Source organism: Pseudarthrobacter cellobiosi (assembly GCF_023913815.1).
GTDB classification, from domain to species: domain Bacteria; phylum Actinomycetota; class Actinomycetes; order Actinomycetales; family Micrococcaceae; genus Arthrobacter; species Arthrobacter cellobiosi.
Genome location: NZ_JAMXBK010000023.1, coordinates 87,127 through 109,397 on the forward strand (window position 1 = coordinate 87,127; position 22,271 = coordinate 109,397).

Consider the following 22,271-nt stretch of genomic DNA (forward strand, 5'->3'; position numbering starts at 1 on the left):
GCCGTTCCTCGTGAAAGGTGTAGTCGCTCGTGAAATCAACTGGAAAAAGCCCCATTCGGGGCGGGGGACTCCGGAAAGCGGCGGCATTGGCCGTGGGCTTGCCGCTGCTCCTTTCTTCGATGGCGATGAGCCCCGCTACCGCGGCGCCCGCTGAAGCAAACACGGCAGTTGCCTCAAAGAAGATCAACCCCGGCGACTACCCCGCCGGCCGTTACATTGTGGTCCTGGCGGAGAAGCCGGCGGCCACCTACGACGGCGGGTCTCCCGGACTCGCAGCGACGAAGCCCCGGAACGGCCGCAAGCTTGACGCCGACCGGCCCGAAGTCCAGCAGTACCAGGCGCACCTTGAGGGCAGGCAGAACGCTGTGGCCGGGTCCGAAAGCGTCCAGATCAAGCGCCAGTACACGGCTGCCATCAACGGGTTCTCGGCGGATTTGACGGCCGACCAGGCCGTTAAGCTCGCCAAGGACCCGGCCGTCCTGATGGTGGCACCGGACACGGAGAACGCGCCGGATTACTCCACCACAGACTTCCTAGGGCTCAGCGGTGAAAACGGCATCTGGAAGACTGCCTTCGGCGGGCAGGAGAATGCCGGCAAAGGCGTCGTAGTGGGCGTTATTGACTCCGGCTACACCCCCTCCAACCCGTTCTTCGGCGGTGAAGACGTGCAACCACTCGCCGGACAGGCCCAGGTGGGCGCCCCGTACCGCACCGCGGACGGCAATATCGCCATGCTCAAGTCCGACGGCGACACCTTCGTCGGTGAGTGCCAGAAGGGCCAGGGAACCGGGGCCGCGTTTGACGGCAGCGCCTGCAACTCCAAAGTCCTGAGTGCACGCTACTTCGCTGACGACTACATGGCGTACGTGGCGCCGGAGAACCGCGCGCCAGAAGAACTGATTTCGCCTGTGGATGTAGGAAGCCACGGGACGCACACTGCCAGCACGGCCGCGGGCAACGCGAACGTCCGGGCCAACCTTGGTGCAACCGATATGGGCATCACCAGCGGCGTGGCGCCGGCGGCAAAGATCTCCGTCTACAAGGTGTGTTGGGAGGACGACAACCCGGCCACGGGCGGGTGCTACAGCTCCGCCTCCGTGGCCGCGATCAATCAAGCCATCCTGGACGGCGTGGATGTGCTGAACTATTCCATCTCCGGCAGCACCTCAACCACCACAGACCCGGTTTCGCTGGCCTTCCTCTCCGCGGCCTCTGCCGGAATCTTTGTTGCCGCATCCGCCGGAAACTCCGGGCCGGCGGCAAGCACAGTGAACCACGGCGCTCCGTGGCTGACCACGGTGGCCGCGAGCTCCTTCTCCACGGAATTGCAGGGAACCGTCGAATTTGAGGACGGCAGCAAGTACCGCGGCGCCAGTCTCATGGCCGCCCCCGTTCCTGCGAGCAACGTTGTGCTGGCGGTAGGTGCCGCAGCCGCCGGCGCAGCAAACCCGGAACTGTGCGCCCCCAATGCGCTGGATCCCGCCAAAGTGACAGGGAAGATTGTTGTCTGCGACCGCGGAGTGGTGGACCGCGTAGCCAAGAGCGCCGAGGTGCAGCGTGCCGGCGGCATCGGCATGATCCTGGTCAACGTGACCACCTCCTCCGAGGACCTGGACCGCCACGCAGTCCCCACAGTGCACGTGAACCCGCCGGCCACGCAGCAGATCAAGGACAAGATCACCGCCAACCCCGGCATCAAGGTCGCCCTGGTGAACACGGACACCACCGGTCTTCCGGCCGCGCCGCAGCCGCAGATCGCCGGCTTCTCCTCCCGGGGCCCGCTGCTCGCCACCGGCTCAGACCTGCTCAAGCCTGACGTGGCGGCGCCGGGCGTTGCGGTGCTGGCAGGGGTGTCTCCCATCGGTTCCGGCGGCGACCAGTTCGGCATGATGTCCGGGACATCAATGGCTGCGCCGCATGTGGCTGGATTTGGCGCCTTGATTCTGGCCAAGAACCCCACGTGGTCTCCGGCCACTATCAAGTCAGCCATGATGACTACGGCAGCTGACATCAAGAAAGCAGACGGCACCAGGAACGGTGACGTCTTCGCCACCGGCGCTGGCCAGGTGGACGTTGCACGGGTCCTCGATCCCGGCCTGGTCTACGACAATTCAGAGGACGACTACCTGAAGTTCATCCAGGGAACGGGCCTGGACCTGGGCATCCCGGATCTCGGAACAACTGCGCCGCGGGATATGAATGTTGCCTCGTTCGCGCTGGGGGCACTTACCGGGAAGACAGAAGTCACCCGGACTGTCACCGCGCTGACCCCCGGCGTTTACCGGGCCAAGGCCAGCGTTCCTGGCATCAAGGTGACGGTCACGCCGTCGATCCTTAGTTTCAACGCTCCCGGCGAGAAGCGCACCTTTAAGGTCAAGTTCGAGAACACCAGCGCTGCCTTGGGGCAGTTTGCCATGGGCAACCTCGTCTGGCAGGGTGCCGGCAAGAACGTGGCATCGCCGGTGGCCGTCCGCCCGCAGTCGGTGGTGGCGCCGGCGAACCTGGCCTTCACCTCGGAAGGAGGCCAGGGGCAGGGCGACATTCCGGTGGTTTCCGGCACGAACACGCCCGTGAACATCACCTTGGACGGACTGTCCAAGGCTGACTCCTCGGCCATCGAACTGGTTCCCGGACCGCTGGCCCTGGAAACGGACGCGTCCAACTTCGCCAAGGAGGTCACCGTTCCGGCCGGATCGCCGTTGGCAAAGTTCTCCGTCTATTCCTCCGACGAGACCGCCGACTTTGACATGGTGGTCTTCAATCCGGCGGGACAGGCGCTGCTGGCGCAGACGGCCTCTGCCAGTGAATCGATTTCGGTTCCGAACCCGGCGCCGGGCGTGTACACGATTTTTGTGAACCTCTACGCAAGCCCCAATGGGCAGCCCACCAAAGCGTCCGTGGACGCTGCGGTGCTCGGAGCCAACGTGGGAAATGCCACGGTGACCCCCAATCCGCTGCGGCTCGGGAACGGCCAGTCGGGGATTCTGAAGCTCCAGTGGAAGGATCTCGCTGAGGGCTCCTATATCGGCCGGGTGACGTTCGCCGGTTCGAGCGTGCCCACCTTCGTCTCCGTGGTTGTCACACCAGGCAGTGCTGTGGCCGTCCCTGATGATGAAACGGCGGATGACCCGGCCCAGGACAAGAAAGACAAGAAGGACAGGGTCAAAAAGGAAAAGAAGAAGCAGGAGATCCCGGAGTTCTCCGGAAACCGCAACATGGATCTCTAGTTTTTCAGCAACAGCACGGGAACGCCGCCGGACCGCTTGGTTCCGGCGGCGTTCCTGTCGATGGCGGAGCTGCCGCCGATGGTCAGGTTTCGCCGCGGGAACCCGTTGTCCCGCCGAGCAGGGGAGCCATGGCGCGCCAGCGGGAGATTTCGCAGCCATCAGTTCGCCGGAAAGTCACACTGACGGGACGGCCGTTGATGGAGCCGGTCACAACGGCCACCTGCGGCCCGCCGTATTGCTGCGTGCAGAGTTTCGGGGGGCCCGGTTTGGGAAAGAAGATGTTCTCACCGAAGCGTTCCATGGCTGACAACGCTCCTGCGGGGTCAGGCAACGTGCACCCGTCAGCAGGGTGGCCATCGCGGACTATCAGCCGGAATTCGAACTCGGGCGAGTCGGGGTCTTCCGTGACCCTGATGGTCAGCTCCAGATCCTTCATGCCGTCCCCTGTGTTCGAAGCGGTGCCAAAGCCTGCGCCAGGCGCCCGCGGAGTGCAGCGGCCTCACCGGCGAAGGCGCGCTGATGCTCAACGTACGCCGCTTTGCCTTCCGTGGTTTCGATCCGAATGGGCGGGTAACCCCACTCCGCGAGGTCGTAGGGGGAGGCCTGCATGTCCATGGCCCGGATCCGCCAGGACAGTTCGAAACAATCCATGACCAGTTCGCTGGGAAGCGCGGGCAGCAGCTTGTACGCCCACTTGTAGAGATCCATGTTTGCGTGCAGGCAGCCCGGCTGTTCCATGTGCCGCTGGTTTTCGCGGCTGGGCGCCAGTTCGTTCAGTGCAATCGCGTCGGGCGTGTAAAAGCGGAAGGCGTCGAAGTGTGAGCACCGGATCCGGTTGTCCTCCACCACTTTGTCCGTGCCGGCAGACCCCAACCTCAGCTGCAGGTATTCATGGCGCAGGTCGAATTTGTCCTGGCGGTAGACCATGGCCCATTCGTGCAGCCCGAAGCAGCCGAACTGCGAGGGCCGGGCAGCGGTGCCGCGAAGAATGATGTCCGCGAAGGCCACAGCCTCGTGCCGGTCGGCCAGGAACCGGGCGCGGTCAAAAGTCACAGCGGTGGTTCCTGGCGGCAGCCCTAGGGAGGCGAGTTCGCCGTCGTCGAGCGTTTTGTAGTGCTTCCAGCCCATGCGGGCGGACGCCGCTTCAGCGCTCAGTACGACGCCGGCTCCCGGGTGCCAGCGCAGCAGCTGGCCAGGCTTCTGGGTGTAGTAAGTGAAAAGAAAGTCCTCCACCGGGTGCTTCCGACCTGCCGAGCGGCGGGCAAGGTAGGGATCAGAGTAACGGCGGACGCGTTGGGCGTGCGCTTCTTCGCGGGCACGCCAGGCATCGGCCGTCAGCAGGCTACGTTGCTCCACCGCTGGCACCCAGGACGTCCTGGGCTGCGTTCCAGGCACCGATTTCGCAGCCGTTGGTGCGCGCGAACGCGGCATCCACGGGAGTATCGTCCACAATCCCGGTGACCGTGGCGGTCTGCGGGCCGCCGTATTGTTCGGTGCAGGCCACGTCTTTGCTCTTGGGGGCCGGGCTGAGGAGCGCAGCGTTGTTCTTGAGGGCAGCGCACGCAGCCTCCGGCCTGGGGTGCTTGCTCTCAGCCGTGGGGAGGCCGTCGCGGCAGACCAGCGTGTAGTTCACCGCCGCTTCGGTGGAAGAGGGCTGGACCATGATGGCAAGTTCGGCGTTGCCCGCGCCGGGGCCTGCCGTCGGGGCCGGGGGTGCGGAAGGGGACGGCGCAGGGACGGTGGTCTCGGTGTCCGGAGCGGGGGACCCCGAGGTGCCCGGGGTGGCGGAGGAGCTGGCTGTGGGGCTGGCGGATGAAGTCCCGGTCCCGTCCGGCGTGCCCGTACACGCGGCGAGCAAGGCGACGGCGAGGACCGCTAGCAATGGCCGTACTGTTCGCAAACGCATGGACCCTCCTAGGTTGCTGCCATTTTACGCCTTGCCGGGTTTACTCCCCGACGGGTTGCCCGTTGGTTCCAGCGGCGGCGGCGATGAGCCCCATCATGGATCTGTGCAGCTCGCCCACCTGCTCGCGGGTCAGCCCCAGGCGTTCCATCATGGTGCCCGGGACGGCAATGGCCTGCTGACGCAGCGCGGCGCCGGCGGGGGTCAGGCCCACGGCAAGGGTGCGTTCGTTTCCGTCCACCCGCTGGCGGGTGACAAAGCCGGCCTCCTCCAGCCGCCGAAGAAGCGGTGAGATGGTGGCCGGGGCCTGCGCCAGGGCTTCGCTGATGCTGCGCAGAGTGCGGGGTGCTGATTCCCAAAGGCACAGCATCACGAGATACTGCGGGTGGGTGAGTCCGAGCTTTTCGAGGACGGGCTTGTAGGACCCCACCACGCTTCTGGATGCCACGGTGAGTGCAAAGCAGAGCTGTTGCTCCAAGAGGAGGTCATCGTCCTGCTGCCGCGCAGCGCCGGCCCGTACCGTCATCACATTCCTCCAATAGTTAGTGCACTAATTGTTAGCGTACACTGGAGTGAGTAATTGGGTTCTATCGAAGGGGTCACTTTCATGGGCAAAGGCAAGTCAGCTGACAAGGGCAACGCATCCCAGCGGTTCATGCGGGCAACCGGCAAGCTCCGGGCGATTTTCGGCCCGGCCAATCGCAGTTCCCTGGTGCATGACATGACCGAAGAGAACCGGGCGCTCCTGGTCCAGCGCGAGCGGGAAACCCAGCAATGGGAAACGGTCACCCGCCCGGACGGCAGCACCTATGTTGTGCCCAGGAACCCGGACGACCAGTCCCTCCGGTGACCCCCCGGCCTCCCCATCAGGCACAATCTCACCAGACCCTTTTTTGGGCCGCGGGCGTAAAATAAGGGCACTGACTCCAACAGGAGGTAGCAGCTCTTTCGCCCGCAACGCGGGAAGGGGGTGGAAACAATGGGACATGCGCTCACCGGTTTTATGCATGCGACTGACAGGCTCCGTTTTGTCTTCGGGCCGGCAACGCGTCTGGACACGGATTCGCCCGTGGTCCACAAGCATGATGAGTTTGAGCAGGCCTCTGATGAGGACCTTTCCCACTTCGAAGTGGAAACCGATTCCGAAGGGCATCACTACGCCGTGCGCCGCGAAGAATTGGAAAAGCAGGGCTGAGTTGCCCGCTTTTGCCCAAAAAGAAAATGTTCTGGTGGCCGGCAGAACCGGCCTCCAGAACATCCTTTTGATTGTGCAGCAGGCTGAGGGCTAGCGCCCGGTGCCGCCGTAGACGGTTGCCTCGTCCTCGCTGTCCAGGTCGAAAGCCTTGTGGATTGCCCGGACGGCGTCATCAAGGAGATCGGCGTGTGTCACCACGGAGATCCGGATTTCCGAGGTGGAGATCATGTTGATGTTGATCCCGGCGTCGGACAGGGCCTTGAAGAACGTCGCGGAGACGCCCGGGTGTGACCGCATCCCGGCCCCGATCAGGGACAGTTTGCCGATCTGTTCGTTGTATTCGATGTTCTCGAAGCCGATGTCCGGCTGGGCGGCCTTGAGCGCTTCCAGGGCCTCCGCGCCTTCGACGATGGGGAGCGTGAAGGAAATGTCCGTCCGGCCCGTGCCGTGCGTGGAAACGTTCTGCACGATCATGTCGATGTTCGAGTGGGCGTCGGCAATGACCTGGAAGATCGCGGCTGCCTTGCCGGGGATGTCCGGAACACCCACCACGGTGACCTTGGCTTCGGAACGGTCGTGTGCAACGCCGGAGATGATTGGCTGCTCCAAGGCAACTCCCTCTTGAGTGGTGATCTTGTCTTCGGCGCTGGGGATGACCCAGGTGCCTTCGTTCTGGCTGAATGAGGACCGGACATGCAACGGCACACCGAACCGGCGCGCGTATTCAACGCAGCGCAGGTGCAGGATCTTCGCACCGGACGCGGCGAGTTCCAGCATTTCCTCGCTGGAGATGGTGTCGATTTTCTGGGCGGACGGCACCACGCGGGGGTCCGCGGTATATATGCCGTCAACGTCTGTGTAGATCTCGCAGACGTCGGCGTCGAGCGCGGCTGCAAGGGCGACGGCGGTAGTGTCCGAGCCGCCGCGGCCCAGGGTGGTGATCTCGTTGGTGCTGCGGCTCATGCCCTGGAACCCGGCAACGATCGCGATGTGCCCCTTGTCTAAGGCGGTGCGGATGCGGTGCGGATCGACGTCGATAATGCGCGCCTTGCCGTGGATGCCGTCCGTGATCATGCCGGCCTGGGAGCCGGTGAAGGACTGGGCTGAGGCGCCGAACTTGTTGATGGCCATGGCCAGCAGTGCCATGGAGATGCGCTCACCGGCGGAGAGGAGCATATCCATCTCGCGGGCCGGGGCAGAATCGGTCACCTGGGCGGCAAGGTCCAGCAGTTCGTCGGTGGTGTCGCCCATGGCCGAAACGACCACCACAACTTCGTTGCCGGCCCGCTGCGCGTCGACCACGCGCTTGGCGACCCGCTTGACGCCCTCGGCATCCGACACGGAGGAGCCGCCGAACTTCTGCACGATCAGGTGTTTCGTCACGGCAGCGGCTTCGGGCAGCTCCTGTGGCTGCGTTGCTGTGTGCACTTCGGAAGTGGGCGTACTCATGCGCGTACCTTCACTGGATCAATCGGAGTTCTGGAGGTCAGGCACGGCCTTGCGGCTGGCCGGCGTGACGTGTCTGCCCAGTTTATCGCCGCCTGTGGCCGGACGTGGAATTGTGTCCAAATCTCAGCCTTCCGGCGGATACTGTGCCTGTCGGCTCAGGCGTAGGCTCATATAGTCAGTTTGCATGAACGGTTTGGGGGACAGGTGCTCGGGAAATGACAGAAAACTGGGACAAAACAGGCATTCCGGCCCAGCCGGAAAGCCCGCGCCAGGACGGCATAAGCGCCACCGCGGTGAGCCGCAGCTTCGGGCAGGTGCACGCCGTCGAGCACATGGATTTCCATGCTCCGGCGGGAAAAGTCACCGCGCTGATCGGCCCCAACGGGGCCGGCAAAACCACGCTGTTGCTCATGCTGGCATCGCTGTTGGCGCCGGATTCCGGCACTGTCACAGTGGATGGGCTGGATCCGCAGCACCACCGCGCGGAAGTGCGCAAAAGGATTGGCTGGATGCCGGACACCCTGGGTGTGTGGGAGTCCCTGACCGCCCGTGAGATCCTCACTCAGATAGCCCGTTTCTACCGGCTGCCCAAGGTCGGAATCCCGCAGCGCGTCACCGAGATGCTGGATCGGGTCCGCCTGAGCGACCTTGCAGACCAGCCGGCCCGTGTCCTGTCCCGGGGGCAGCAGCAGCGCCTCAGCCTGGCCCGCGCACTGATCCACGATCCGTCCGTGCTGCTGCTCGATGAGCCGGCGTCAGGCCTGGACCCGGGATCGCGGGTGGAGCTGCGCGTGATGCTGCGGCAGCTTGCGGCTGAGGGGAAGTCCATTGTGGTCTCCTCCCACGTGCTCAGCGAGCTGGACGAAATTGCCGACGCAGCGGTGTTCGTCAACCGAGGGAAGACGGTCCGGCACCAGACCACGGACGCGGCTGCCGCCTCCGGCAGGCGCTACGCCATCTCGGCAACCGACGGTGCCGCGCTCGCCGCCAAACTCACGGACTTGGGCCTGGCGTTCCGGGTTGAGGACGGCCGCCGGCCGGCTGTCAGCCTCGTGTTGCTGAACGACGACGACGCCGCCCGCCTCCTGCGCGACCTGGTGCTGGCCGGCGTCGGGGTCAGCTCCTTTGCCCCCGCCTCGGGTGCCCTGGAAGAGACTTACATGAACCTCGAGGGGGAGCGGCGATGAGCCAGCTGACAGATACAACGCAGCGCCCGCCGGCTTCCGGCTTTGGTGCCGGCTACCTTGCGGGGATCCGGGATGTGGTGGTCCTGGAACTGAAGCAGCGGCTCCGGTCCCGCGGCTGGTACATCATGCTGGCCATCTGGTTCATCCTGACGGGCCTGGTGACCTGGCTGACGTGGGCCAGCTGGAACGCCCAGCGCGAAGCCCAGCGCGCCTATTCCAACTTTCTGCCGGCCGACCAGGGACCGGGGTCCATGATCTTCGAAGTGGTCCTGGCCTTTGTCCTGCTCTTCGCGTTGCTGGTGGCGCCCGCACTGTCTGCCAATGCCGTTAATGGCGACCGCGCCGGCGGGACCCTCGCCATCCTGCAGGTGACCCTGCTCCGTCCCGGCCAGATCCTGTGGGGCAAATTCTTCGCCGCCTGGGCCGCCGCCCTGGCCTTCCTGGTTGCCAGCACGCCGTTCCTGGTTATCGGAGTCGCCCTTGGCGGCATGACGCCCGGCCATGTCATCGTGGCCCTGCTGATGCTGGCCGTTGAAGTGGGCGTGGTGTGTGCCATCGGCGTCGGAATTTCCGCGCTGGCTGGACGCCCGCTGTTCTCGATTGTGGTCACGTACCTTGCCGTGGCCGGGCTGGTATTCGGTTCCCTGATTGCCTTCGGCCTGGGCACCGGGCTCTCGCAGGGCACCATCATGGCCAACCAGGCGCAGTACCGCAACTACGAACCGCTGCAGCCGGTACCCGACGAAACAGCGCCGCAGGAACCGGAGTACACCTGCTCCGGACCGCTGCGCGCCCAGCCGGCCGTTCGCACCGAAAGGGTGGCGTGGATGCTGGCCATGAATCCGTACGTGGTGGTGGCTGATGCCATCCCCTACACGGTCCGCGTCAACAACAGCTTCGGAATGTCATCGCCGGTGGGGGCCATCGAATCCATCAGCCAGGGTGCACGCTACGCCATGGCCGGTCCCGAGGGCACGTACCCCTGCGCCAACGGCGAGGCCAAGCTGCGCTACCTGGCACAGTCCATTCCCTTGTGGCCGCTGGGGCTCGGCCTGCAGCTGCTGCTTGCCGGACTGCTGATGTGGTTGGGTTGGCGCTCGCTGCGAACCCCGGCGCACAGGCTGGCACGCGGAACCCGCATCGCCTAAAGCTGGCTCCACGGGACAGTCCTCGCACTGGACCGCAGGGCACTGGGGTGCAGTGAAGTGCACTGCAGGGCACTGGACAGGCCCGCTTCAGCGGATCACGATTGGATTGGCCGACCGAACTGGCAGCTGACTGTCGGGGGCTGGGCCTGTCCATAGGGATGGAGGCGGCACGTGGCTGATCAGAACGTGGCGGACGCGGACCATGGCTGACGAGGTGGATCCGGCCGCTGACGAACCCGTCTACGAACCCATCGGCACCGGAAAAATCCAGCCCGACGATGAAAACGACGCCGGGGACAGCTCTTCCCCGGGCGGCCAGGTTCGGTTGCTCGTCAGTAGTGCGCTTGCGTCAGCCTTTCAGACTGTCCGGTCTGCCCGCTTCTGGTGGGGGAGTGCCGCCATTCTCGGTGTCTGTTGGGGCACCGGCACGCTGTTGGTGATCGCCCTGGTCACGGGCGGTGACCTGCCGCCGGAATCCCACGCCTGGGTATACATCCTCGCGGCCGCAATGCTGGTGCTGGTGAGCTGTGTGCTCGCTATCCTGTGGGGGGACACGCAGCGCGGCGCTGGGCCGGATCACGCCGAGGGTGGTGTGGAGGGACCCCTGCTGGACTGGGTGCGCTGCAGTGCCAAAGGATTGATCTTCGCCACCGTTTCGGTCGTTTTCCTGCTGTTGCTCGCGTTCTGGTCGGAGTCCTCGCCAGCAGTTGCCGGGGTGTCCTTTGTCCTGATGGTCCTTGAAGTCATGGTCTTTGGCGGCATTGGCGCGGGTGCTGCGCGTTGGCTCGAGGGTCAGAGAGGAAGGGTTCTGGCCTGGGGCGTCGCAGCTTTGCTTCTGGTCGGCAACGTCGTGGCGGTGATAGCGCTCCTGCCCAGCGTCCGGGCCTATGAGCCGGTGTTGGTGGCCATCAATATTCAACGGGACGAGTTGGGCAGGGTTACGTCCTATCGGTGTTCGCCGGAGTTCCGTGGAATCGCCGAGGTCTACCACACCGAGCGGATCTTCTGGATGGCGACGAGCAACCCGATGGTGATCCTGGCGCTGCTTGCCGGTGAGGCCGAACCCAAGGAGAACGCCCTGGACTGGCTGCCCGGGGAGCTGCAGAACGCAGCGGAAGGCACGCAGGTTCCTTGTGTGGAGGGGCAGGAACAGGAGAAGACAGGCGCCGAGATGCCACTGGCACTCATTGGCGTTGGCACGCAGTCCGGGGTTGCAGGGATTCTGTTGGCTAGCGGCCACAGGGCTGCCCGAAGACGGCTCAACCCGGACGCCTGAGCCCTGAACCCTGAGCCCCTGAGCCCTGGCAAGGCCAGGTCAGAGCGCCTGTCTGCTTACCCCCGGTCAGATGAGGTCGGCTCAGGTCAGGGCGTTGCGGCGGCCTTCGAAAGCACGGCCGAGCGTGACCTCGTCGGCGTACTCAAGGTCGCCGCCCACGGGCAGGCCGGAGGCCAGCCTGGTCACGACGATGCCGATTGTCTTCAGCATCCTGGCCAGGTACGTGGCCGTTGCTTCGCCTTCGAGGTTGGGGTCGGTGGCGATAATGACTTCCTGGATGGCGCCGTCGTTCAGCCGTGTCAGGAGTTCCCGGATCCGCAGTTGCTCGGGCCCTACGCCGGCAATGGGGTTGATGGCCCCGCCCAGCACGTGGTACCGGCCGCGGAAGGACCGGGTGCGCTCCACGGCGAGGACGTCCTTGGACTCCTCCACCACACAAATGACCGACGGGTCCCGGCGGGGATCGCGGCAGATGTTGCACAATTCCTGTTCGGTGACGTTGCCGCATACCGTGCAGAACTTCACGCGTTCCTTCACCATGGTGATGGCTTCCACGAGTCGCTTCATGTCCTGGGGGTCCGCTTCGAGGATGTGGAAGGCAAGCCGCTGGGCGGATTTGGGACCGACGCCGGGAAGCCGTCCGAGCTCGTCGATCAGCTCCTGGACTGCACCTTCGTACACGTTTTCCTCTTTTGGTTTGGCTTGGATGGTGATTGGCGTTGCGGGAGTACGTACTGCAGGTGCCTAGAACCTTGAAACGATGGGGCTTCCGTCCGGGGACCGCTCTTCGATCAGCTTTCCGCCCAGAATACGCTCGACGGCGGCGCGTCCAAAGACGCCGGATTCCTCGATGGTTTCATCGTCCGCGCTCGGTATGTCCTGCACGTAGGTGGCGGCGGCAGCCCTGGCTGGAGCCTTGGCGCGCCCGGCTTCGGCCTCGGGGCTGTTGGACAGGCGCTGGTAAAGACTCTGCCGGGCGGCGGAAGCGGACTCGGAAGTTGCCGGTGCCGGCTGCAGGGGGGCGGCAGCCGGAGCAGTCGATGCCATGGCGTAGTCGCGGACTTCAGCCGGTTCGGGAACCACTACTTCCGCCGCCGGGGCTGCCGGTGCTTGGCCGGATGGCGCCGCGCTCCGAGGCTCGGCGGGTTCCAGCGCGGGGCTTTGCGGTGCAGCTGAATGTTGCACGGCTGGTTGCTGCGCAGCGACGTCGGTAATTGCGGCGGCGGCCACTGGAGGCAAGCCCCAGCTGGCGTCCGCATCGGACTGGCCAACGACAGGTGAAGTTTGAGGGACCTGGGCAGTGGCGGGCTCGTAGCTGGGTGCGGGAGCGGTCTCCGTCGCCTCTTCCGGGACGGACGTGTTCAGGCTTTTGCCAACATTCGGCTCCGTGCCAACCACCCATACGCCCGGCGCCTGCTCGACGGCTCGGCCCCACGGATCCAATGCCGCATCGGGTTGGGACGGAGCGGCCGATGCAGCAGCGGAGGACCTGCCTGCTGGGGAGGTTTTTGCTGCTGCAGCCTTTGAAGTACCCCGAGCGGGCCGCCTGGCGGGTGCCGCCGCTGAAGGCTCTGGCTGTGCAGGCGACAGGCGTGGCGCAGCCGCAGCCGAAGGATCCCAGTCCATGGGGGGTTCCTCGTCCAGCGGCGGAGCATCTTCGTCGCGCGGAGGACCCCAGTCGTCATCGGAGTAGGCAAATGAACCGGCAATGGCATCCGGCTCAGCTGGTCCCGGCTGACCCTCGGCGGCTGATACCTGGGCGGCCTCAGTGGCTGCCGGCGCGCTGACGTCGCCGGCGTGCTGGACAGTTTCTGCAGGAACTACTGCGCCTGCAGACGGTGCAGGTGCAGCCGCGGCAGGAGGCGCGGCCGGTTCAGGAGCACGCGTCGCGGGGGAGGGGGCAGGGGAAGGTGCCGGCGCGGTGGCATGGACGACAGGGGTGGAAACGGCGCCAGCAGGGGCCAGGCCCCATGCGACATCGGCTGAACTGGCCGGAGCTTCCGGACTAGCGGGTGCTTTTGGGTTTGGCTCAGCGCTCGCTGCCCTGTTGGCCCCACTGGCGATTGCGGTGATCTGGCAGTCGATGCCCACCGTTTTGTGGATCGCCTGCCGCAGGTTCTCAGCGTGGTCGGCCCGGCCAAAGGCGCCAGCCAACCCGGTAGTGCTGAACGCTAGCGTCAGGACCTGGCCGTCAAAGGCGCCCACTTGGGCGTTCGGCTCAACCAGCGCCCACGTGCTGCGCTTGATCTTGGAGAGCGTCTGGAGGACTTCCGGCCAGGCGCGGCGCAGGACTTCGACGTCGCCTGTGCCGGCGGCCCCAGTGCTTGCCGCGCCAGTTCCTGTCGCACCGGTCGGTGCAGCAGTGGCAGGGGCATGGCTAACCGAAGCGGGTGCAGCGGTGGCAGGAGCCGTGACAGCGTCGGTGCTTGCCGGCGGGGTGGCCGGGGAAACTGCGCGGGGGGCGTCTGCCCCGGTCTCCCGGGTGGGCTGTCCGGTTGGCTGCGGCGTGGAAGCGGGCCGCCTGCCTGTGGACTCGTCAACAGGCCAGTCGTTGGTGCTGACCCTGGGCGGCGTCAGTGACTGTCTGGCCTCGTCGGCTCCGCCGGCCTGTGGCCGGCCCGACCCAGGACCGGCAGCGGCTGGCCCTGAAGGCTGCTGCGCAGCAACCGGCGCAGCAGCCACCTGCTGTGCCGCGGCCGGAACCGAAGCAACCGGACGTGCCGCAGCGGGCGCCTCAGAAACGGCTGGCGCAGAAACTGGTTGCACGGAAGCTGCTGGTACGGCAACGGGTGCAGCAGCAAGCGGCGCTGCCGCTGCCGGCACTGCAGCAACCGCAGCGGGTGCAGCCGAAACCGCAGCGTCCGCCGGAGCGGGAGCGCCGACGTCGTTCCCGGCATAGTTCAGGCGCCGCTCCACGCGGTCGATCCGGGCAGCGATACCGCGTTCGGTCTGTTCCGAACTGGGGAGCAGGATGCGGGCACAGAGCAGCTCGAGGTGCAGGCGGGGAGACGTGGCGCCGGTCATCTCGGTCAGCGCCGTGTTGGTGACATCAGCGGCGCGCGAGAGTTCGGAGGCCCCGAGGTTGTGCGCCTGGTTCTGGAGCCGGGCGATCTGGTCCGCCGGCATGCCGCGGAGGATGACCTGGGCGCTTTCGGGCATGGCCTGGACGATGATGAGGTCGCGGAAGCGTTCCAGCAGGTCCTCGACGAAGCGGCGGGGATCGTGGCCGGTCTGCACCACGCGGTCCACAGCCCGGAAAACGGTGGCGGCATCTGAGGCGGCCACAGCTTCCACCACGTCATCCAGCAACGATGCGTGGGTGTAGCCGAGGAGGGCTACGGCAAGTTCGTAGTCGAGGCCGTTGGGTCCGGCGCCGGCCATCAGCTGGTCCAGCACGGACAGGGAATCGCGGACGGAGCCGCCGCCGGCCCGGACCACCAGGGACAGGACGCCGGGTGCCACCGGGACGTTTTCCTGGGTGCAGAGCAGCTCCAGGTACACCATCAGCGGCTCCGGCGGGACAAGCCGGAAAGGGTAGTGGTGCGTGCGGGAGCGGATGGTGCCGATGACCTTGTCCGGCTCCGTGGTGGCGAAGATGAACTTGATGTGCTCCGGCGGCTCTTCAACGATCTTCAGCAGGGCGTTGAACCCGGCAGAGGTGACCATGTGGGCCTCATCGATGATGAAGATCTTGTAGCGGTCGCGAACGGGAGCGTACGTCGCGCGCTCGCGGAGGTCGCGGGCGTCGTCCACACCGCCATGGCTGGCGGCGTCGATCTCGATGACGTCCAGGGAGCCTGAGCCGCCGCGGGCCAGTTCAATGCAGCTGGGGCACGTACCGCAGGGCGTATCCGTGGGGCCTTGGGCGCAGTTGAGGCAGCGGGCCAGGATGCGGGCGGAGGTGGTCTTTCCGCAACCGCGTGGGCCGGAGAAGAGGTAGGCGTGGTTGACACGGTTTTTGCGCAGTGCCGTCATCAGCGGCTCGGTGACGTGTTCCTGCCCGATAACGTCGGCGAAGGAGTCCGGGCGGTATCTGCGGTAAAGGGCGGTGGTAGTAACAGTCACGGGAAAACCCTACCAATCCGGGCTGACAATCAGGATCCCTCGCGGGCGGTCGCCCTGTGGGGGAATAGTAAAGACCCCCCATGCACCCGCCAGAGCCCGTTTACCCTTGCTACCTTCCGGTCCTGGGGGAGTTCAACAGGATGACGCCACATGAGGGGCCGCAGACAAGTTTACCCGAAGATTCGGGAAGGTCCGGACGGCCCGGGCGCCGGCCGGCCGTGGCCCGGCCGGGTGCCCTCTCGCGGCCGGGAATCCCCTGATGAGCTGCCCGGACCCGCTTGAACGGTGCTGGCCCACACCGCTCAAGCGGGGCGCGGCCGCGAAAGCCGGCGCAACCGCGAAAGCCGGCGCAAAGGCCCAGGCGCCAGCTAGCGTCGCCAGCCATCCACCGGCCAGGTCATAAAGGCGGGCTCCTCGTAAGGGTGCGCCGCGCGGAGGGCCAGCACAACGGCGTCGAGCATCTCTTCCTCCACAACGCATTCCACCCGGGTTTCCGGCACGGGCTCGCCCGCACCCACGGCCCCGATGAACGGCTCGGCACCAGGCAACGGAGTGAAGCGCCCGGTGCCGGGGGAGGTGAAGGCGCAGTGCGAATAGTTCCCGATCCTGCCCGCGCCGGCGTCCCCGATTGCCGCGAGCAGCGGCTCCGTGTGTGTGTCCGGAACATAAACCACCAGGGCGTGCAGCTGTGTCATGGCCTCATCCTGCCAAGAAGGAAGGGTTATCGGCAGCAATTTCCATTGCTTATCCGGCGGGTAGGGTCGATCATGGATATGTACACCGATTGGGGCAATCTCAAGGTTGTGAGCTGCGGGGCCTGGCTGGAGGGCCGGACCCGGCAGCTCAACGGCGTATCGGAGGAATGGGCGCATTGGGGGCGTCCATTTTTACGTTAACCAGCCAAATGGAGTCCGGGTTGTGCGGCCGCGGTAATAGTCCGCCGGGCCAATTGGGCGATGCCGGAAAGTTCAGGTAGTCTAGTATCTGCTTTTGATTCGAAAGCAGCTGGAGAATTCGCCTAGCGGCCTATGGCGCACGCCTGGAACGCGTGTTGGGTTAACGCCCTCGGGGGTTCAAATCCCCCATTCTCCGCCAGCCAAAAACCCGGTTCTGACCTCGTCAGGGCCGGGTTTTTGCTGTGCTCCAGCCAGGCGTTGACCCATGGCTGGAACCCAGCCGCCCAGGCCAGCTGCCAGGTCAGCTGCCACCGTAGCCCAGGCGGCGGAGGCGCTCCCGGGCCGCTTGTTCGCTGGGTCCAGGCCCGCGTCCAAGGGCAAGATGTACGACGCCGAGAGTCACCTTCGTTGCCAGTCTCACGGGGAGCGGGAACGGCCCCAGCCGGGGGACCTGGAGCCCCAGCATCCGGCGGTACTTCGGCTCTAGGCTGTAGACAGCGCCGGCGAAGATGATCCGGTAGCCGGGGCGCAGCAGCGGATGCAGTGGCGGGTTGCGGATGAACTCAACGGTTTCGGCAACCCTCCTGTCCGCCACCAGCTCACCGTTGTTATACCAGCGGTCCAGTTGCTCCCGCATTTCGGCCTCGCTCAGGGGCGGATCCTCCACGCCCATCAGCCGTCCGGCCTGGGCCCACTCGCGGACATAGGCGTCGGGGCCGCCGGGGATCCCGGCACCCCAGATTTTGTGGGCCGAGAGGAAGGCGTCCACGAACGCGATGTGGACCCAGCGGGCGATTTCCGGATCGTTGGCCGCATAGCTCCGTTCGCCGCCGTGCCCGTCAGCGTAGCTCCCGTGCACAGGCTCGTGCAGGCGACGGACCCGGGCGGAAGCCTCGTCTGCGGCGGCCTGCGGGCCATACGTGACGGTGAAAATCCAGCGGATGGTCCGGGCCAGCCGGCTGAGCGGATCTGCGCGGAAGTCGGAGTGCTCGTGGATTCCCGCCAGCGCTCCCGGATGCAAGGCCTGCATCAGGAGCGCGCGGACCCCGGCCACAATGGTGGTCATGGAGCCGTGCACCGCCCAGACGGCCGAGCCGGGCAGGTGATAGCCGGCGTCGTCCCCCTCGGCCAGCCGCGGAACCCAAGCGGGCGGGCCGTCCGCGTTGCCCGTGAATACCCGTTTGACTTCGCCCTGCCATTCCCTGAGGAAATTTCGCATGTCACCATTCTCGCCCAGAGCCCGGCGGGTTTCGTTTTTGACGTCGGATCCACATATTGTCCGCAGTCGTACCGGCGCGGGGGTTCACAGGCCCGGACCTTTGTGGTCCCATGAAATGGTACGTCCGCCTGGATCCGGGGTCTGGCGGGCCAATCCGGGAGTAGCGAGTGGGCAATCATTGGGGATCCGGCCGGGCAAAGGAGCCTGCGGGCGGCTGCGCCGTGGCTGTGCGCGTGCTGGCCGCCAGTGCCGTTGTTGCCGCGTCACTCTTCGCCGTCGGCCTCCCTGGAACAACCACCGTTGAGCCCGGCCCGGGAGCGACGGGCGGTGCCGGACATGTTGGCCTGCCTGGGCTGGCCGGTGCTTTCCTGACGGACAGCCGGGCCTTGGTTCCGTTCAACCGCACGCTGGTCAGGACCATCGCCAAGGGCGGGAGTGCACCGCTGAATGTGGCCGCGGCCGGGCTCACGCGCCCGCCGGAGGGCTCCCTCATGGCGCCCCTCGAATTCCTCACCTCAAGCTCTCCTTTCGGGTTCCGGGTCAGCCCGATCACGGGTGCGGGCGGCGATTTCCACTTGGGCCAGGACTTCGCTGCAGGCTGCGGCACCAGGGTATATTCGGCCGACGCCGGCGTGGTCCGGGCCGCCGGCTGGCACCCCTGGGGCGGCGGGAACCGCGTGGAAATAGACCATGGCAACGGGCTGATCACCACGTACAACCACTTGGAGGCTGTCGCGGTCCGGACGGGGGATTCCGTGCAGGTGGGCCAGGTCATCGCCCGGGTTGGCACCACGGGGTGGTCCACGGGCTGCCATCTGCATTTCGAAACCATCCTCCACGGCAAGCACACCAGCCCGCTGAACTGGACACTCCTCCGCATTCGTCAGTTGGACGAGCTCGAGGACATAGCCATGGTCAGCTATGACGCCCAGCCCGCAGATGACGGCGCGCAACGCTGGGCCATCCCGGTCGCCGAGGACAACAGCCACACGGTCCTGGGCGGCGTAGAGGAACTGTCCGAGGCGCCGCCAGTGGAACGGCCGGTGACCACGTCGGAACCGCAGGACGAGGCCCCCACGGAAGAGCCCTCGTCGGACGCTACGTCGTCTGAATCCGCGTCGCCGGACCCCACTGCAACGGAAACTGCGACAGAAACCACGACGGAAACAGCCACTTCGACGGCATCGCCCTCCCCAACACCTTCCACGCCCCGGGCAACGCGGACGCCGACGCCGACGGGAACCTCAAGCGTCACGCCGACGACGACGTCACCCACCCCCACGGGAACCTCACCTACCCCCACGGGCACTTCGCCTGCGCCGACGACGAGCGCGTCGCCGTCTCCGACGCCCACTGTCTCCAGGTCGTGGCCGTTCAGTCCTACCTCGCGCCTGACGCCGACGCCGGCGCCAGCGGTGGAGCCAACAGCAACAACGAGTAGCGGGTCCTCAGCCGAAACAGCCTCGCCCTCGTCTACTGCGACAGCTACAACCACCGCCACACCTACCGACACCGCAGCATGGTCCGAGCCGGCGGGACCCTGACGGGAAACTCCCAGACTGCACGCGTACCCTTGATGGTTGGCAACGAATCACCTGCATGACCAACCTTTCAAAGGACGGCGCTGTGACAGACCTGTACACCATTCCCCTCACTCTCAACGACGGCACCGAAACCGATTTTGGCCGGTTCAAGGGCAACGTGGTGATGGTGGTGAACGTGGCGTCAAAGTGCGGGTTCACTCCGCAGTACGCGGGCCTGGAGACGCTCTACGAGAAGTTCCGGGACCGCGGCTTCGACGTCCTCGGGGTCCCGTGCAACCAATTCGCCGGCCAGGAGCCAGGCAACGACAGCGAGATCGCCGAGTTCTGCGAGCGGAATTTCGGTGTCACTTTCCCGCTGACAGCCAAGGCCAACGTGCGTGGCAAGGACCAGCATCCGCTCTATGCCGAGCTGACCAGGTTCAAAACCAGTGTGCTGCCCGGCCTGGTGAAATGGAACTTTGAGAAGTTCCTGGTCAGCCGCGAGGGCGAAGTGGTGGCACGCTTCGCGCCCACCGTCGAACCGGACTCCGCCGAGGTCATCGATGCCATAGAAATGGCACTGGCAGAATTTGACGGCCCGGCGGCCACAACCGAACTTTCCAGGGCTTAATTCTTTAGTTTTTCCAACTTGGCCGCAACAATTTACCCACAGTTTGCCAATTGTCTGATTGGATAATAGTTACTGAAGGGTAGAAGGGAAACGCCGTTTCCCACCAACCACAGAGGCAGCAATGAAGCACATCGAGGCCGAACACCCCCGGCCACGCCACTTCCTTCTCCACCTGAGCGACCCCCACCTGTTGGGAGGTCCGGATCCCCTTTACGGCGCAGTTGACAGCGAAGCCAAGCTCATTCAGCTTTTCGAAGAGGTCAGGGCTTCCGGCGCCCGGCCCGAGGCCGTGATCTTTACGGGGGACCTGGCCGACAAGGGTGATCCTCAAGCCTACGCAAAGCTCCGGGCAATTGTTGATCCCGCCTGCGAAGACATGGGCGCCCAAGTCATCTGGGCGATGGGCAACCACGACAACCGCGCCAACTTCCGGACAGGGCTGCTGGACGAGCCGGCGAGCGATGCACCAGTGGACCGAAGCTACTTCATCAATGGCCTGCGCATCATCACCATGGACACCTCGGTCCCGGGGTACCACCACGGCGAGCTGAGCCCGTCACAGTTGGGGTGGCTCACCCGCCAGCTGGACACCCCGGCCCCCGACGGCACCATCCTGGCGCTGCACCATCCGCCGGTCCCGTCGGTCCTGGACCTTGCCGTGCTCGTGGAACTGCGGGACCAGGCAAGCCTGGCCTCCGTGGTCCGCAACTCCGACGTCCGAACCATTCTTGCCGGGCATCTGCACTACTCGACCACCGCCACCTTTGCGGGGATTCCTGTCTCCGTCGCCTCGGCGACGTGCTACACCCAGGACCTCAACGTCGCCGTCGGCGGTACCCGCGGCCGGGACGGCGGGCAGGCCTTCAACTTGGTGCACGTCTACGAGCACACCATTGTCCACTCCGTGGTTCCGCTGGGGAACGCGGCCACAGTAGGCGAGCATGTCACGTCGGACATGACTGCCGAGCGACTGGCCGCCGCGGGCGTCAGCATCCCTGACAGCGCGAAAGCAGGAGGCACCAGGAAGGTAGCCGTTCCGTACTACGCTATCTAGCCTTGCTCGGCGGGCGGGCCGGAGCCCCCAGCGTCGGCTACTCCAACGTTGGGGGCTGTGGACGTCAGAGCTCCCAGGGCGCCTTGATGGGGTAGTACTTCTCCAGGAAATCGGTCACGATCTCGGCGCGCTCGTCCGCGGGGACCTCGGGGAAGCTGCCGTCGTTGAGGCAGAAGAAGTCCATGTTCCGCTTCGCCAGCAGCTTGGGCAGGTAGTTCAGCCCCGCGCGGGCGGTGGTGTCCACGTAACGCACCTTGGCCGCGGTCTGCGTGACTGCACGGCCTGTGAGCAGGGCGTAGTAGTGGTAGAAGGAATTGGTGACTGAGATGTTGTCGGCGCCGCGGAACCTGCTGCCGGCCGTCTTCTGGAACTCCTCCGGGAACTCACGCTCCATCTTGGCCACAACGCTGCGCCGCAGCGGGGCGGCGGTGTGCTCAAGGTGCCGCGTGGTGATCCGCCCGAAACGGTTCCAGAGCAGCTTCCGGTTAACGCGGGCCGCGTTCTCGAAGCCACTGCGCTCGGCATCGTTGTCGCCCAGCCCGATCCGGGTCTCGGCCTCGATGAACTTGGTGACGCCACCCGGAGTGAAGAACATGTCCGGGCCCACGGGCCGGCCGAAGAACATATCGTCGTTCGAGTAAAGGAAGTGCTCGGAGAGACCCTCGATGTGGTGGAGCTGGCATTCCACGGCCTGCGAGTTGTGCGTGGGCAGCACTGTGGGATCGGCGAAAAATTCCTCGCTGCGGACGATGGTCACCGACGGGTGCTCGGCGAGCCACTCCGGGGCGGGGGAGTCCGTGGCGATAAAGATGCGGCGGATCCAGGGCGCGAACATGTACACCGAGCGCAGGGCGTATTTGAGTTCGTTGATCTGCCGGAAGCGGGCTTCGTTGTCGTCGCCTTCGCCGAGAACCACTCCTTTCTGCTGGGCGCGGCGGGCCGCGATGTAATCGGGCGAGCTGCCGTCCACCCAGGAGAAGACCAGATCGATGTCGAAGCTGATGTCGCTGGCATGGTCGGCGAACATGTTCTCGATGGTGGGCCAGGTGTGACCGTACCGTTCAACCGTGCCGCGGACAGCGTCCTGGGACTGCATGGTGCGGCGGGTCAGGGAGTTTTCGATCGGGAGGATCAGCTGATCGCCCTCAAAGCTCCAGAGCTCAATCTGGACGCCAGCGGAGGAACCGAACTCGAAACCGCCGTCGGGCTCAACCCGTGGACGGTAGAGCCGGAAGATGCGGGCCTGGCGGTTGGGGGAGAGATCCCCGTCGGCCACCAGCACGGAGGACTTCTTTTTCGCGTCCACGGTCATGGAGTAGACGGGCTCGTTGCGGCAGGCCTCCACCAAGGCTGCCCGCAGCTTCTTGCGGTCCTTCCAGTCCAGGGCGATGACCGGACGGTCGTTGTTGCCCCGGACCAGCAGGTAGTCCAGGCCTTCGCCCGCGAGGACACCACGCAGGAACAACAGGTCCTCAACCATGGCCTGGTACGGCGTCCG

Annotated in this window: 19 protein-coding genes, 1 tRNA gene and 1 other RNA gene; 10 read left to right on the top strand and 11 right to left on the bottom strand. The window is 65.6% G+C overall.

The window, feature by feature from the left end; all coding sequences use genetic code 11:
- Positions 1–53 precede the first annotated feature (53 nt).
- Positions 54–3,227, top strand: a complete 3,174-nt coding sequence (locus NG701_RS09555) for a S8 family serine peptidase (protein ID WP_445260471.1) — start codon at positions 54–56, stop codon at positions 3,225–3,227.
- Positions 3,228–3,309: 82 nt separating this feature from the next.
- Here NG701_RS09555 and NG701_RS09560 read toward each other — a convergent pair whose 3' ends face one another.
- From NG701_RS09560 to NG701_RS09575, 4 genes are read right to left on the bottom strand one after another with little or no spacing between them, the layout of a single operon-like run.
- On the bottom strand, positions 3,310–3,663 hold the full coding sequence (locus NG701_RS09560; protein WP_252566887.1) for a serine protease inhibitor: 354 nt from the start codon (positions 3,661–3,663) through the stop codon (positions 3,310–3,312).
- Entirely contained in the window at positions 3,660–4,592 is a 933-nt protein-coding gene (locus tag NG701_RS09565) for a 3-methyladenine DNA glycosylase (RefSeq protein WP_252566889.1), read from the bottom strand. Before NG701_RS09565 ends, NG701_RS09560 begins: the two co-directional genes overlap by 4 nt.
- Positions 4,570–5,133, bottom strand: coding sequence for an SSI family serine proteinase inhibitor (locus NG701_RS09570; protein WP_252566891.1), 564 nt, complete (start codon positions 5,131–5,133; stop codon positions 4,570–4,572). Before NG701_RS09570 ends, NG701_RS09565 begins: the two co-directional genes overlap by 23 nt.
- Before the next feature lie 40 nt (positions 5,134–5,173).
- Positions 5,174–5,656, bottom strand: coding sequence for a MarR family winged helix-turn-helix transcriptional regulator (locus NG701_RS09575; protein ID WP_252566893.1), 483 nt, complete (start codon positions 5,654–5,656; stop codon positions 5,174–5,176).
- 81 nt (positions 5,657–5,737) lie between these two features.
- On the opposite strand from NG701_RS09575, the gene NG701_RS09580 reads away from it, so the two are divergent.
- On the top strand, positions 5,738–5,980 hold the full coding sequence (locus NG701_RS09580) for a hypothetical protein (protein WP_058930165.1): 243 nt from the start codon (positions 5,738–5,740) through the stop codon (positions 5,978–5,980).
- Between the two features lie 129 nt (positions 5,981–6,109).
- Positions 6,110–6,325 (top strand): hypothetical protein, encoded by a 216-nt coding sequence (locus tag NG701_RS09585; protein ID WP_252566895.1) that lies wholly within the window; start codon positions 6,110–6,112, stop codon positions 6,323–6,325.
- Between the two features lie 90 nt (positions 6,326–6,415).
- Here the strand turns inward: NG701_RS09585 and NG701_RS09590 are convergent, their stop codons facing one another.
- Complete coding sequence (locus NG701_RS09590; protein ID WP_252566897.1) at positions 6,416–7,774, bottom strand: aspartate kinase; 1,359 nt, start codon at positions 7,772–7,774, stop codon at positions 6,416–6,418.
- A 215-nt stretch (positions 7,775–7,989) separates the two neighbouring features.
- Between NG701_RS09590 and NG701_RS09595 the strand changes: the two genes are divergently transcribed.
- The 3 genes from NG701_RS09595 (at position 7,990) to NG701_RS09605 (ending at position 11,385) form a co-directional block, all read left to right on the top strand.
- The gene (locus tag NG701_RS09595) at positions 7,990–8,961 is read left to right on the top strand and encodes an ABC transporter ATP-binding protein (RefSeq protein WP_252566899.1); all 972 of its coding nucleotides are present in this window, start codon (positions 7,990–7,992) and stop codon (positions 8,959–8,961) included.
- Complete coding sequence (locus NG701_RS09600) at positions 8,958–10,109, top strand: ABC transporter permease (protein WP_252566901.1); 1,152 nt, start codon at positions 8,958–8,960, stop codon at positions 10,107–10,109. Before NG701_RS09595 ends, NG701_RS09600 begins: the two co-directional genes overlap by 4 nt.
- A gap of 202 nt (positions 10,110–10,311) precedes the next feature.
- Positions 10,312–11,385 (top strand): hypothetical protein, encoded by a 1,074-nt coding sequence (locus tag NG701_RS09605; protein WP_252566903.1) that lies wholly within the window; start codon positions 10,312–10,314, stop codon positions 11,383–11,385.
- 81 nt (positions 11,386–11,466) lie between these two features.
- Here the strand turns inward: NG701_RS09605 and recR are convergent, their stop codons facing one another.
- The 4 genes from recR to NG701_RS09625 form a co-directional block, all read right to left on the bottom strand.
- On the bottom strand, positions 11,467–12,066 hold the full coding sequence (recR, locus tag NG701_RS09610) for a recombination mediator RecR (protein ID WP_056348564.1): 600 nt from the start codon (positions 12,064–12,066) through the stop codon (positions 11,467–11,469).
- Positions 12,067–12,129: 63 nt separating this feature from the next.
- On the bottom strand, positions 12,130–15,450 hold the full coding sequence (locus tag NG701_RS09615) for a DNA polymerase III subunit gamma and tau (RefSeq protein ID WP_252566905.1): 3,321 nt from the start codon (positions 15,448–15,450) through the stop codon (positions 12,130–12,132).
- A gap of 66 nt (positions 15,451–15,516) precedes the next feature.
- Positions 15,517–15,613, bottom strand: an RNA gene (gene ffs, locus NG701_RS09620) — signal recognition particle sRNA small type.
- Between the two features lie 205 nt (positions 15,614–15,818).
- Positions 15,819–16,145, bottom strand: coding sequence for a YqfO family protein (locus tag NG701_RS09625; RefSeq protein WP_252566907.1), 327 nt, complete (start codon positions 16,143–16,145; stop codon positions 15,819–15,821).
- A 312-nt stretch (positions 16,146–16,457) separates the two neighbouring features.
- Between NG701_RS09625 and NG701_RS09630 the strand changes: the two genes are divergently transcribed.
- Positions 16,458–16,545: transfer RNA gene (locus tag NG701_RS09630), tRNA-Ser, on the top strand.
- A gap of 102 nt (positions 16,546–16,647) precedes the next feature.
- Here NG701_RS09630 and NG701_RS09635 read toward each other — a convergent pair.
- Positions 16,648–17,565, bottom strand: a complete 918-nt coding sequence (locus NG701_RS09635) for an oxygenase MpaB family protein (RefSeq protein ID WP_252566908.1) — start codon at positions 17,563–17,565, stop codon at positions 16,648–16,650.
- Positions 17,566–17,732: 167 nt separating this feature from the next.
- Here NG701_RS09635 and NG701_RS09640 point away from each other — a divergent pair, with 167 nt between their 5' ends.
- The 3 genes from NG701_RS09640 (at position 17,733) to NG701_RS09650 (ending at position 20,773) form a co-directional block, all read left to right on the top strand.
- A complete protein-coding gene (locus NG701_RS09640) occupies positions 17,733–19,109 on the top strand; it encodes a M23 family metallopeptidase (RefSeq protein WP_252566910.1) in 1,377 nt (458 codons plus the stop codon).
- Positions 19,110–19,164: 55 nt separating this feature from the next.
- Positions 19,165–19,719, top strand: coding sequence for a glutathione peroxidase (locus NG701_RS09645; RefSeq protein WP_252566912.1), 555 nt, complete (start codon positions 19,165–19,167; stop codon positions 19,717–19,719).
- Positions 19,720–19,840: 121 nt separating this feature from the next.
- Positions 19,841–20,773 carry a phosphodiesterase gene (locus tag NG701_RS09650; RefSeq protein ID WP_252566914.1) on the top strand — a complete coding sequence of 311 codons (933 nt, stop codon included), beginning with the start codon at positions 19,841–19,843 and terminating at the stop codon, positions 20,771–20,773.
- 64 nt (positions 20,774–20,837) lie between these two features.
- Here the strand turns inward: NG701_RS09650 and NG701_RS09655 are convergent, their stop codons facing one another.
- Positions 20,838–22,253 carry a stealth family protein gene (locus NG701_RS09655; RefSeq protein WP_256471992.1) on the bottom strand — a complete coding sequence of 472 codons (1,416 nt, stop codon included), beginning with the start codon at positions 22,251–22,253 and terminating at the stop codon, positions 20,838–20,840.
- Positions 22,254–22,271 lie beyond the last annotated feature (18 nt).